At 52.2% G+C, this 12,039-nt stretch carries 10 protein-coding genes; 2 read left to right on the forward strand and 8 right to left on the reverse strand.

Annotated features, from left to right (window positions below):
* The 8 genes from ABJQ89_RS11240 to ABJQ89_RS11275 form a co-directional block, all read right to left on the reverse strand.
* A partial coding sequence (locus ABJQ89_RS11240) for a MotA/TolQ/ExbB proton channel family protein (protein ID WP_348496324.1) occupies positions 1 to 533 on the reverse strand: 533 nt, incomplete at its 3' end.
* Positions 533 to 982 (reverse strand): hypothetical protein, encoded by a 450-nt coding sequence (locus tag ABJQ89_RS11245; protein ID WP_348496325.1) that lies wholly within the window; start codon positions 980 to 982, stop codon positions 533 to 535. The genes ABJQ89_RS11245 and ABJQ89_RS11240, both read right to left, overlap by 1 nt.
* 384 nt (positions 983 to 1,366) lie before the next feature.
* Positions 1,367 to 1,741 (reverse strand): glyoxalase superfamily protein, encoded by a 375-nt coding sequence (locus ABJQ89_RS11250; RefSeq protein ID WP_348496326.1) that lies wholly within the window; start codon positions 1,739 to 1,741, stop codon positions 1,367 to 1,369.
* Complete coding sequence (locus tag ABJQ89_RS11255; RefSeq protein WP_348496327.1) at positions 1,738 to 2,064, reverse strand: antibiotic biosynthesis monooxygenase; 327 nt, start codon at positions 2,062 to 2,064, stop codon at positions 1,738 to 1,740. Before ABJQ89_RS11255 ends, ABJQ89_RS11250 begins: the two co-directional genes overlap by 4 nt.
* A gap of 26 nt (positions 2,065 to 2,090) precedes the next feature.
* Positions 2,091 to 2,876 carry a heme ABC transporter ATP-binding protein gene (locus tag ABJQ89_RS11260; RefSeq protein WP_348496328.1) on the reverse strand — a complete coding sequence of 262 codons (786 nt, stop codon included), beginning with the start codon at positions 2,874 to 2,876 and terminating at the stop codon, positions 2,091 to 2,093.
* Positions 2,873 to 3,949: an iron ABC transporter permease gene (locus tag ABJQ89_RS11265; RefSeq protein ID WP_348496329.1), complete on the reverse strand. Its 1,077-nt coding sequence runs from the start codon at positions 3,947 to 3,949 to the stop codon at positions 2,873 to 2,875. The genes ABJQ89_RS11260 and ABJQ89_RS11265 overlap by 4 nt, the downstream gene beginning before the upstream one ends.
* Positions 3,949 to 4,863 (reverse strand): ABC transporter substrate-binding protein, encoded by a 915-nt coding sequence (locus ABJQ89_RS11270; protein ID WP_348496330.1) that lies wholly within the window; start codon positions 4,861 to 4,863, stop codon positions 3,949 to 3,951. The genes ABJQ89_RS11265 and ABJQ89_RS11270 overlap by 1 nt, the downstream gene beginning before the upstream one ends.
* On the reverse strand, positions 4,863 to 5,906 hold the full coding sequence (locus ABJQ89_RS11275) for a ChuX/HutX family heme-like substrate-binding protein (protein ID WP_348496331.1): 1,044 nt from the start codon (positions 5,904 to 5,906) through the stop codon (positions 4,863 to 4,865). The genes ABJQ89_RS11270 and ABJQ89_RS11275 overlap by 1 nt, the downstream gene beginning before the upstream one ends.
* Before the next feature lie 202 nt (positions 5,907 to 6,108).
* Here ABJQ89_RS11275 and ABJQ89_RS11280 point away from each other — a divergent pair, with 202 nt between their 5' ends.
* Together ABJQ89_RS11280 and ABJQ89_RS11285 are read left to right on the forward strand one after the other, a co-directional pair.
* Complete coding sequence (locus ABJQ89_RS11280; RefSeq protein ID WP_348496332.1) at positions 6,109 to 8,136, forward strand: TonB-dependent receptor; 2,028 nt, start codon at positions 6,109 to 6,111, stop codon at positions 8,134 to 8,136.
* A gap of 203 nt (positions 8,137 to 8,339) precedes the next feature.
* Positions 8,340 to 12,039: SIR2 family protein (locus ABJQ89_RS11285; protein ID WP_348496333.1), on the forward strand; the 3,700-nt coding region annotated here is incomplete at its 3' end.

Consider the following 12,039-nt stretch of genomic DNA (forward strand, 5'->3'; position numbering starts at 1 on the left):
CTCAGAACGACCGCCGTGGGCATCGCCACGACAAGGCCGACGGCAGTTGTGAGCAAGGCGACCCAAATGCCGCCCGCAAGGATTGAAGGATCAACCTGAGCACCCGCCTGCTGCAGGGATTGAAACGCAGATATCATCCCAAGCACTGTGCCAAACAGGCCCATCAGTGGTGCAAGTTGCGCCACGGTATCCAGAAAACGTAGGCCTTTTTCGAGCTTTGCAAATTGCGTTTCGGCCTCAGCTTCGAGCCGTGCCGCGCTTGGGGTTTGATGCGCGTCAAAGGCCATTTGTACCACAGGGGCGAGGTAGCTCGTCGAGTGTCCCAAGGCGTTGAGAGCATGTATGCGATCACCGGTGTCCCATGCGTCTAACGCTTCGGATAGGGCGCGATGACGTCCGACGCCGGAGACGGAAAACTGCCATGCTTTATAGAGGACAACCGCCAATGTGATGATTGAGACGGCAAGCAGGATCAAAACGACGGGGCCACCCAGATCATAGATGCGTTGCAGGGTGTCGAGGGCGAAATTCATTAGCCTATGACCTCAATATTGGTGCGGGAGGATGGCAACAATGCATCGCCGCATGACGCGTTATCCGCAGTGCCACCAGCGCAGTTTTGAACGCCATTGATCAAGATGCGCCCGATGTTGTCACAGGCGAGATTGGGAACGGCGAACTGGCGCACGCGCGGTCTGGCGGTGGGTAGGGCGCCAAAATCAAAGAGCGTGAGGCGATCAACTTTGCCCGCTGCATCAAAGAGCACCGTTTCTACGACGAGACTGTCAAGCGTGTGTTCCATGCCGTTGGTAATGAAGAAACTGAGCGTGCAGGCTTGCGGCGCGCTATCAGCGACGGGGTCGGCCGCGTTAAGCTCGACAGATATCTTACCTGTTAGGTCGATGTCTTGTGCCAGGGCGGTATTGGGCGCCACGAGGCTCGCGAGCAATGCGCATAGTTTGATAGGTGATGTGAGGTGCATGTGCAGTGCCTTTAAAACATCGAATTTCTGTTTTGGCTCTGCGGAATCGGCAACGACAGCATGGCTGGGTTTTTCATATTCTTATTGTTGTAGAACGTAACTGTCAAAGTCTTAGTTTTTTACTCAGAATAAAGAGCGCCACTGAAGCCGCACCCCGGGGGAACAGAGATACAAGCTTCGCGGCACTCTTTAATCGTTTCCGAGCCAGCGGCGGCAAAGCTGTGCATATGCACTAAAGAGCAGCAGGCCGACTCGAAACTTTGTAATTGGGAATCTGGCGCAGCACATCGGGTGTGACTTGCTTGATTTATCTTTTCTTACTATTTTAGTCAGATAACGCAAGAGCGATTTGTGTACTTGATAGAATTTTTGTCACTCTAGGTTTTAGGCAGTACCCGATTGCACAAACCGCAGGCGATTAAAGAATGGATCGCTCAGCGTCATGCAAAGCCCGAAAGGTTCGTTGACCAATCCCGGACGATTATTCGGATAGGGTTTTGCAATGATCTCGCTGTGCCAATCCGTTAGGTTTGGCAGCCAGATCATCACCATGCCACCAGGGGCACAATCGCCATAATGCTCGCTCAGATGCAACGAGAACTGACCGAGGTGTAGCCCGAGATAGAGTGGTGCATCTGGCGATGTGCGGTGTTCAAAATCAATCGTGAACCCAAGCCAATCCACATAGAAGGCCTTGGCTAACTCTTCATTGAAACTCCTGAAAACGCTTGCCGATCGGAATGGGGTTGTGGGGTTCATGGGCGCGCTTCTGCTTTGAAAGATTGGATAGCGTTGAAGCCTTCAAAACTTGGATGCCCCATATGCAGTTTTCCGGTTTGGCCTGCGTTCTTGTGAGCATCGCGGAATTGCGCAGAGCGGGTCCAATCGCGGAAGGTTTGCTCGTTCTCCCAAACAGTGTGGGAGGCATAGAGGATCACGCCGTCGGTTTCTGGGCCTTTCAACATGTCAAAGGACACGAACCCCTTCATCTGGTCTAGATGGCTTTCCCGGTTAAGCCAAAGGACTTCAAAATCGGCTGCGTTTTCCAGAGCAACGCTAAAACGGTTCATGGCGATATACATAGGGTTCTTTCTATCGTTTCGTGTGTTCAGGTTTGTGCGACATGGGGCAAAACAAAGGGTGTTCCATCGCTCGGCGCGCATCCGACGCGCAAAGTGCAGCCATAAGCGCGCGAGAGAATGTCGTCGGTCATCACATCGCGTGTCCCGCCTTGGGAGATGACCTTGCCCTCGGCCACGACGGCGATTGAATCGGCGAACATGGCTGTCAGATTTAGGTCGTGCATGACGGCGATCACGCCGCCACCCGCCTGTGCAAACTTTTGGGCAAGGCGCATGACCTGCAATTGATGCGCGATGTCGAGGCTTGCGACAGGTTCATCAAGCAAGAGCCAGCGCGGCGCGTTGTTTACCACAGGTTCCCAGACTTGCGCCAAGACGCGGGCAAGGTGGGCGCGCTGTTGCTCGCCACCTGACAGTTCTTGCAGATTGCGATGCGCATAATGGGCCAGACCGACTTTGCGCAGCGCTTGCATAGGAAGATCATCATGCTGGCCTGACGTGCCTGCGCGCAGACCAATTTGCACAACTTCGATCACCGTAAAGGGAAAGGCGATCACATTGCTTTGTGCGAGAACAGCGCGCTGCGCCGCTTGATCCCAGGGCGTTAGTTCGGCGATGTCAGTTCCATTGATCTTAATACTCCCGTCGTAGGCAAGGTCATTGCAGAGGGATTTGAGCAACGTTGTTTTACCTGATCCGTTAGGTCCAACAATCGCGGTTAGCTCGCCGGCGCTTGCAACAAAGTCTGCACCACACAAGATTTCGGTGCGTCCGATGGAAACGGCGATATTGGATGCCCTAAATTGGGTCATCCGTCGGCCCATCCACGTTGTCGCAGCAAAATCCAAAGGAAGACGGGCGCCCCTAGCACGGCGGTGACGATGCCTATCGGCAGTTCTGCGGGTGCAATTATTGATCGCGAAATGACGTCGGCAAGGATCAACAAACTAGCGCCAAGCAGCGCAGCGTTAGGCAGCAAGGTGCGATGATCAGGGCCAGTCGCGAGTCGCAACAGATGAGGCACGACGATACCGATGAAGCCGATGCCACCGGAGACCGCAACCGCAGCGCCTGTGGCGGATGCGACAGACAGGATTGCGATGAGTTTCATGCGTTGCACGTCGATCCCGATGTGAGCGGCGGTCGCTTCGCCAAGGGCGAGCGTGTTGAGACCACGGCCCAGAAAGAAGGAGGCACCGAATGAGAGCGCTATGAGCGGCGCGGCTGCCAAGAGTTTGGTCCAACTTGCACCAGCGAGGGACCCAAGACCCCAAAAGGTAAGGTCGCGCAATTGTTTATCATCGGCCATGTAGACAAGGATGCCAGACACCGCGCCAGCAAGAGCCGCAAGCGCTATTCCTGCAAGAAGCATCGTGGCCACAGACGTACGCCCGCCACGCGTTGCGACGCGGTAAAGCAGGATCGTCGACACCCAACCGCCAAGGAAGGCAGCAAGGGGGATAAGGTGGTTTTTAAACGTGCCAAGGAAAGCCGCGGGTAGGAACCCACCCAGCACAATGGCGATAATTGCGCCGAGGCCAGCGCCCGCACCAACGCCCACAATGCCGGGGTCAGCAAGTGGATTGCGGAACAAACCTTGCATCATCGCACCAGAAACAGCCAAAGCACCGCCAATGAGAATGCCCATGGCGAGACGTGGTAAACGAATATCCCATAGGATCACCTGCTCCATCCGGCTGAGCGACTCGCCTGCAATCAGTTTTGTGGCGACACTGCTGAGTGTTACCTCAGAGGCCCCGATTTGGAGACTGGCAAGGCAGGTGAGCAAGAGGAACCCTGCCAAGAGCCAATGCATCTGCCGCGCGCGCGACAAGCGGGTTTTGGGGGGCGTGTGGGATGCGCCGTCGAGCGAGGCAATAGCCATCAGGTGCCTCCGTAGATTGCGTTGCTAAGCTCTTCGATAGCGTCGGCAACACGTGGACCAAAGCCAAGCAGGAGCAAGCCATCCATGCGCACGATTGATTTGGTCTCAGCGGCGGGCGTGAGTTTGATGGCGGGCATGGCCCAAAACTCTGCATCGCTGGCTGCGTGATCGCCGCGTCGATCCATCATCACGATGATTTCTGGCGCTGCGAGACCAATCGCTTCGTCTGAAATGGGTTTGTAACCGCTGATCCCCTCGATCGCATTGATACCGCCTGAGAGACTAATGATTGCGTCGGCGCTGGTGTCCGTGCCTGCGGCCATGACGCGCCCGCCTTGGGTGCTTAGAACAAACATCACCCGTTTTGGTGTGTCTGTCAGATCATGGGCGCGCGCAGTGGCGGCGGCGATCCGTGCGTGGATATCAGCGGCGAGCACGTCTGCCTCTGCCTCTACCTCTAGGGCGGCGCCGACGGCTTTGATCTTGGCAGAGACGGTGTTTGCATCAAAACCATCGGGAATTTCGATGAACGGAATGGCCGCCTCCTTGAGTACGCTCAGGGCCTCGGGTGGACCTGCGCCTTCTTCCGAGATGATCATATCAGGATTGACCGACAGCACCCCTTCAGGTGAAAGCGCGCGGATATAGCCGACGCTGGGAAGGTCGAGCGCTGCGGTAGGGTAGGTCGAGGTCACATCGCGCGCGACAAGGCGATGTTCTTGCCCAAGCGCATAAATGATCTCTGTCACAGAGCCGCCGATGGACAGCACATCCGCTTGCCGGTTTTCGGCATAAGCGGGTTCCTTGAGAGAAAACACAGCTGCGCCAAGAACAAGTAAGGTCGAAAGTACAGCATAGAATTTCGCTGTTTTGGCTGTAACGAGACGGGCAAGGGGTTCTTTGAAAAGACGCATCAGGCCGCTTCCTCTATTGTGTTCAGTGTTTGGATGATCTCGCCCCATTCCTTGCGCGAATTGCGGCCTTCTTTACCGACGCCAAAGGCTTGGAAGATGAGCGCGCCCTCTTTGTCGAAGGCTTCCAATGAAACCGCCGGACCACGCTGCGTTGGTTTGGTCACGGCCCAAACTTCTGCAATCGTGTCGAGTCTGAGATGCAGGTTGAAATCGGGGTCCATCACGTTTTGCCACGGACCCATCATACGCAAATTCTTGAGCGGGCCAGTGTGAATTTGGATGCAGCCACGGTTGCCGACAAACAGCATGATTTCGATGCCGCTGCTCTGAACCCTTTGCAGCATTTCGTTCGCAGCACTTGGATCAAGCAAACGGGCATAGGGTGCGCCGACGATGCGATAAGCACCGAGACGGTTCATCTTGAGCTTGCTACACAGGCGCAAAAACTGATGGGTGTCGGTGAGCTTGTCCCATTCTGCGCGCAGAATGTCTGCCTTTGCTGGGTCGGCTTTGGCAGGTTCAGGCGCTTTTCGAGGGGCAACATCAAGCGGTTGCGACGTTTCCCCCGTCGCCAGCTTTGCAATCGCCTCGTCATAGGCAGCAACATCGGAATCGTCGCGCAAGTAGATTTTATGAATTGCATCGCCAGCAGCATCAAAAACCTGAATTGACCGCTGTAGCCCGTTTTCTTTTTCTTTGACGACCGCAAAGCCATGCACCCATTGCGCAGGAAAAATGCGTAGATCGATATGCTCAGTGAGAGTCATGGCGGCATGTTTGCCAGGGTGATAATTACCATATTCCCCAACTTTTTCGTGCACGCAGTCACCAGTGCGCGTCAGGGCCATGACCTCGCCAAAGGTGCAAACAGCCGGAATGAGCGTGTCAGGATTGGCATCGATGCGCGTGACATTCAGGCCGGTGAATGAGGCGATCAATTGCGCCTCTGTAATACCGAGCTTTTTCGCCAGATCTTTTTCGCGCAGCTTCGGGTTTTCTGATGCCGCGATGCGTATGTCGTTCGGGGATAAAGGCGTCGTCATGTGCCATCCTTCTCAAATGTGAGGTGAGGTTGGCTAACGCTGACGTACAACGATTGGCTATTTGAATTTACTTGACTGTTTTAATCGGATTAAATATCAGACTCAAGTCGAAAGTGAATATGCGCTGTCTTTTAGCATATTTTACCGCGCTAGCCCTCCGCGAGCCACGATTTCACAACATAAAACACTTGAGGGACTTCAAATGTTACTACATCGGATGCGTGGGACAACTGCGCTGATTTGCCTTGCGATGCTGGCAAGCCCAGTCGCGGCACAACAAACAGTAGAATCGCTGGGAACGCTGTTCCTGACATTCGGTAAACGCGATTTGCAGACGGGGACAGGCACAGCCTCTACCGTTGTCGACGCGGAAGAAATTGAAGATCGCCAAGCGAAAACAGTCGCGCAGTTGATAGATTCTGTTCCCGGCGTGACGTTGGTTAATGGTACAACGCCGCAAGGGTCTGGCATCAATATTCGCGGATTTGGCGCGAATACGACCTATGGCTCTGATCAGAAGATCGCGATTTTGGTTGATGGTGCTTCAGTTGGATCTGAGGAGCTCTATCGCATTGGCACGCAGCTCTTTACGGACCCGTTCCTCTATCGTCGCGTCGAGGTTCTGCGGGGTACGATCGGCAGCTTTGAATATGGCTCCGGGATTGTCGGCGGCGTTGTGAAGTTGGAAACCAAAGACGCCTCTGATTTCACAGACGGCGCGGTTGGCTTCAAAGTAGGGCAAACGATTGAAGCCTCCACAAACGGCAGCGGCGTTGTCAGCTCTACAACGCTTGCGTGGCAACCTTCGGTGCGCGCGGAATTTTTAGCGAATTACACCTATCGTACGCAAGATGACCTAGTGGACGGGGCAGGGGATGTCATTGGCAACAGCGCGTTCACGACGCCCTCTGGTCTGATCAAAGGGACGTTCAAATTCGGGAATGAGGATGAGCATTCTGTTGCTTTGTCCTACACACGCACGCTCGCGGACGACAACGATGTGCCCTACGACACCTTTGCAACGACGGGGGGCGTGTTTGGGAATGTGGACCGTGTAACTGACACGTCTCAGGTCTCTTTGCAGTATCGGTTTAACCCTGAAGACAACGATCTGATCGATCTGAGCGCGGTGCTGAGCTATGCAGATCAGAAGATCGATTATAGCTATGTACCCGGGTCTTCGATCTTAGAGGGCACACCATCCTTTGCCTTTTTGTCTAGCACTGTGAACGCCAATCAACGGTATCAAACAACCAAACTCACGCTGAAAAACGTGGCCAAGTTTGATACGGGCGCCTTGTCTCACAATCTGCGGGCGGGGGTTGAGCTCATTCATAAAGAACGCGCAGATAACCCAACCGCGGCGCCGGGCGGGACGGATAATCGCCAAGCGATCTTCCTGATTGATGAAATGACGACGGGTGGTTTCACCTTCACACCCGCCTTGCGCTATGAGCGTTCAAAAGTCACCAGCGCCGGTGATTTTGGCACTTTCGAAAACGATGCTTTCATGGGCGGCGCATCGCTGGCTTATAAATGGCAGAGCGGTTTCTCCGTCTTCGCGAGCGCGGCCTATACCGAAGGCCTACCGATCATTGATGATCTCGGTTCTTCCGCGACGGCGCTTGAAAAGATGAACACGACTGAAAAGGCAACGACCTATGAAATTGGGGCGTCTTATGGTGGCAATGGCGTGTTCACACCAGGCGATAACTTTTCGATCAAAGGGAATTTCTACAAAACCTCTTTGAGCGACATCACCAGCTATTCTGCACCAAGTGCTGTGGGTGCGAACCTGTCCCGCGTCGAAAATCAAGGGTTTGAGCTTGAGACATCTTACGGCCTTTCAAGCGGTCTCTACTTTGATCTTGCCGGTCACTTCGGCACAGGTACAGAGTATTATGACAATGGAACGAGCGATGACTGGCGCAATTCTGCGGCGAATACTGTTGGTCTGACGATTGGTAAAAAGTGGAACGACAAGCTCGACCTCAGCTGGGAAATCGCGCACGCGCGTGACAACCGGGATTCTTCTGGCGATGCGCTTGATGACTACACAATCCACAATCTTCGAGCGACCTATCGTCCGCAAAATGGCGCATTGGAAGGCACGGAAATTCGCTTTGGCGTAGAGAACGCGCTCAACCTCGACTACACTAGCCATTTGTCATCGACGACACGTAAATCCCCTGGTCGAACCTTGTCGCTGTCAGTATCAGCATTGTTCTAAGCCTGACATAAAGACATATATCAAAGCTAAATTACGCCCCTCAATGCTGTATGTTTGTGGGGCGTACTAGCGTCACTTTTTTTGATTATTCTGATTGTTGATTTGAATCATTGAAAAGGAATAACAAGTAAAAATTGTAATTTGTTGATTGAAATCACCAATTGAACTAGCCTCTTAACATTTCGTCGCTGGGGGGCATCGGAGTGAGTGATAACGAGAAAATTGATTTCTTTCTAAAGCAACGTGAAGAGCTAAGAGATTGGCCGTATACCGTTCATCAATTAGATGACACGCTGGACATGAACCTTATTGAAGGTCGCGGTAAACAACTTTTCTTTCAAGGGATTAACACCAAACGATTGACGGGTTTTGTTGGCTCAGGACTGTCGATGGCTTATGGTCGAATGTCTTGGCGTGATTGGAAGAAAACCCAACTTGGTGCCATTGAGCAATTCGCAAAATCGTTTGAAGATTTGAGTCAAGAATCGCTCAATCGAATTGAACAAATTTCTGCCCTTATGCACTATCGGAAGGGTATTACAGCTAAAGAAATTGAGGAAGTTACCAAAGCGAAACGCTTAACAGAAAAACAATCTCATATTTTGACGACACTTGCTGATGTGGGCTTTGAAGGTGTCGACGAAAAAATAGATCGTCATAATATTCTAGGTTGGCTCAAGAACCGTGAGCGAGCTGTCCAGTTTGCAAGAAAAGAGATCCTCAAGCTTCATCGGCTCTTTAAACACGCGAATGACGATGATGGGGGATTCCCGGGCGGTGAAGATGCTCCCATTCAGTTTCAGGTCGCGGAGCAATTGCACACACTGTTGCGGCAATACACGCCACTTTTTGTCGATTTGGAAGAAACGAACAGCAAGGTCGCTTTGAAAAAAACACGCACCGGTGTTTTGGAGTGCAAAGAGAATGGTGCGCCGCTTGAGGCAATAAAAAAGAAAGACCCAAAAGAGAAGAAAAGAGTCAAAAAACTCGCAAACGTACTCGAGAGCCTGCCTTCCGCAGCGCTCGAAGTACAAAATGTGCTTTCTAACTGCGGCTCTCTAAGAGGAGGTTTTACGAAATCATTCCTACGCTATTTTCGTATCGCGCATAAACCCGAGTCGCGTTTATCGATAGAAGACATGGCCAAAAGTCTTTTGGTCGATGAGTGCGCCCATGCAGAGCATCTTTTACTGGAGGGGTTAAGGCATCCGCATGAAGTCGGCGATCCGGCATATGTGAACGATACGTACCAAAATAAACGTGACAAACTACGCGTTGAACTCGATATTCATAATGCTCGTTCGCTGTCACGTAATGTCCCGGGAATCCGACAGGATTCAGAGCGTTACAAAGTGCTTTCGGCATTTACTTTGGAAAATTGCATTACCGAATTGGAAGAATTGCTGTCTCGTATCAAGGGTCAGCCTGCATGGGAAGCTGAAGTAAGCGCGTTGGTCGTGTATCTGAAGGCTTATTTTGACCGCACTAAGAAAGACCCATCACCATCTGGTCAGCGGTATTTGCTCACGCCGACATCGCGGTTTCTTGTCAGTGTTGCGATGCGTCTGGAAAGTCGGCCAAAAACGCTAACGATAGAAGAAATCAAACCAGAAAATTTCACATCCCGCAGATCGATTGTCGCTGACCGATTGGATCCGCTTCCTAAGTTGGTTGATGGGTTGAATATCCACCGTTTTATGACGCTCAACTATGACTTCGAGATCGAGCGCTATTTTCAAGATGTCGGATTTCGTAACTTCGCTGTGGATGACACGGATGAGCATGTCGCAGACATGGGACGGATGGCGCAAAGTGATCTTCGGTATGACGGGGTCGGAGCAGCTCTTCGTGATTTGGCATTTGAGCGCGGCGCTGCTTCGGAGCTTATTTCATTCGCGGGCGGGCGCGATGGCGCGGCTTATGGGGTTTATCATCTCCATGGGCGTGCGACGCAGAGCGGGCGTCTGGTCATTAACGAACACGACTATATGGAGCTCTATCTTCAAGAAGATGAGAACCGAGAAACCGTTGATGAAGCGATCAGCATGGCGTTTGCAGCCAATCCCTTGGTGTTCGTGGGTCTTGGAATGAATGAGGCTGATCTGCTGCGTCCGCTTCGTCAATTCACATCGAACCGAGATCACAACACGGGCTATAATGCGATTGCCCTTGTCCCAGCTGAGGATGGTTTTTCGCGCCGTGCGAAATTCTCGTCGGGTCTTTATATTCGATATGGGGTTCATACGATATTTTACGGTAGCGGAGCAGTAAAAATCCCCAAAGATGGGGGTGATCCTGACTTATGTTCAATTGATTGGCTGCATCGTATTCTTGCGCTGGTGCGAGCGCTTACTGATCTCACCAAGCAACGTCTTAAGGATGGTGATCTTTCAGCGGGTCTGGGCTCGGAACTGAGCGACGAAGAACGGGCAGAGAAAACCCTTGATTACCTTGAAGGTAAAGTCGGGATCTTCGGAGAAGATCTTGTTCAAGCGCATTTAGGTTTTGATAAAGACCAGCATGCTTTGCCGATCCTTATGGGGAGGAGAGACCTAAAGCCGGGCGATTTTGAGTTCGCAAACCCAAACAAGACCAAATTAATTTCACCCTTGTTTACCACTGTTCGCGGCGGTGCCAATGAACAAGAAAAGACTGTTCGCGTAGTAAACAGAGCCGAGTGCCTCGATGGAGAACCTTATTTAAGGTTCTACTTGGAGCGTTTGAATTCTGTCCTGCACATGACAGTTGATGACAAATCCAAACCGCAAGACATAGTCGGCAAACGTGATCTGTCCGCACGATTGGCGATGCTTGACGGTATTTATGGTGCAATTATCACTGCCTCGCTCAATGCGGCTTTGGCTGGTCTACAAGCGGAACATCAAAGATGGTGGCAAAATTGGCGACAATGTCCGCCCTATCGCAGTGCGCGTTTCGAACGGTTGGGTGTGCTTAAAGAGCATCAGAGTTTTTCCATGCCGCGCCGTCATGTACGGCACCGAATTCACAATACGATTACGACTTTGGAAAACGCGGAAAAGCAGTTGGCTCTTCCTATCGAAGCGGATTCAGATGAAGAGAAACTCCCCCTATGGGTCCATAAGCCGAGCAGGTTCGACAACCCCAATAGAACCGGTGTGCGCACCCATGACACCTTTATTTCTGCGGTAGCCCGAGAGCGGTTGATGCGGAAAAAATTCGAAACTGACCGAGGGCGCCGCATTTATACGATCGCCGCACATCGGGGGTTGGGCAAGGGCTCTCTTATGTCCGCAATGGCGACGCCGAAGGGGTTGAGCGGCTATATTCACGCGGCGTGGGACCATGAGGATATGCCACCTCTTTTCACGGATGCGATCTTCGTGAACCTGAGCTTTTCATCCGAGATAGCGTCTGTCTATGACATGATTGACGATGCGCTTTTGGCCAGCATCGCAGCCCTCGGTACGTTCAGTCGGTTCTGTAAAAGTGCTGGCGGACAAAAGGAGACGGTCAACGTAGGGCGGAAGTATTTACAAAGGTTCCTGTGGCAACAACGTTGGACCATTTTAGATTATCCCGAGCGGTTAAAGAAAACCCAATCCAAAATTTGGAAACTTGCAGCCACAGATCCAAATTCAACAGCTCTTATCAAGCTATATAACTATCTCTGCTATTTGTCTTTCGTCATCGAAATCATGGGGCAAAAAGATAGCATTGCTGCTAAACATTCTCGTTTGCCGCGTCTTGAACGTTTGCGCGTGCTGGCAAAATTATACCGTGAGGAAAGTGAGACAGTCGCAACAGAAGGTGGAGGCGTCCAACCTCGGGTTTTCATGTTCCTCAGCGCGATGGATATGTTGTTCACCAGTGATCGATTGGGCAAGAACAAAGAAATCGAAGCATTAATCGCCCTTCTCACAC

Source organism: Planktotalea sp., from assembly GCF_039984035.1.
Classification (GTDB): domain Bacteria; phylum Pseudomonadota; class Alphaproteobacteria; order Rhodobacterales; family Rhodobacteraceae; genus Planktotalea.

Coding starts and splice junctions, on each gene's coding strand:
- ABJQ89_RS11245 (WP_348496325.1), bottom strand. CDS start 982: ATGCACCTCACATCACCTATCAAACTATGCGCATTGCTCGCGAGCCTC.
- ABJQ89_RS11250 (WP_348496326.1), bottom strand. CDS start 1,741: ATGAACCCCACAACCCCATTCCGATCGGCAAGCGTTTTCAGGAGTTTC.
- ABJQ89_RS11255 (WP_348496327.1), bottom strand. CDS start 2,064: ATGTATATCGCCATGAACCGTTTTAGCGTTGCTCTGGAAAACGCAGCC.
- ABJQ89_RS11260 (WP_348496328.1), bottom strand. CDS start 2,876: ATGACCCAATTTAGGGCATCCAATATCGCCGTTTCCATCGGACGCACC.
- ABJQ89_RS11265 (WP_348496329.1), bottom strand. CDS start 3,949: ATGGCTATTGCCTCGCTCGACGGCGCATCCCACACGCCCCCCAAAACC.
- ABJQ89_RS11270 (WP_348496330.1), bottom strand. CDS start 4,863: ATGCGTCTTTTCAAAGAACCCCTTGCCCGTCTCGTTACAGCCAAAACA.
- ABJQ89_RS11275 (WP_348496331.1), bottom strand. CDS start 5,906: ATGACGACGCCTTTATCCCCGAACGACATACGCATCGCGGCATCAGAA.
- ABJQ89_RS11280 (WP_348496332.1), top strand. CDS start 6,109: ATGTTACTACATCGGATGCGTGGGACAACTGCGCTGATTTGCCTTGCG.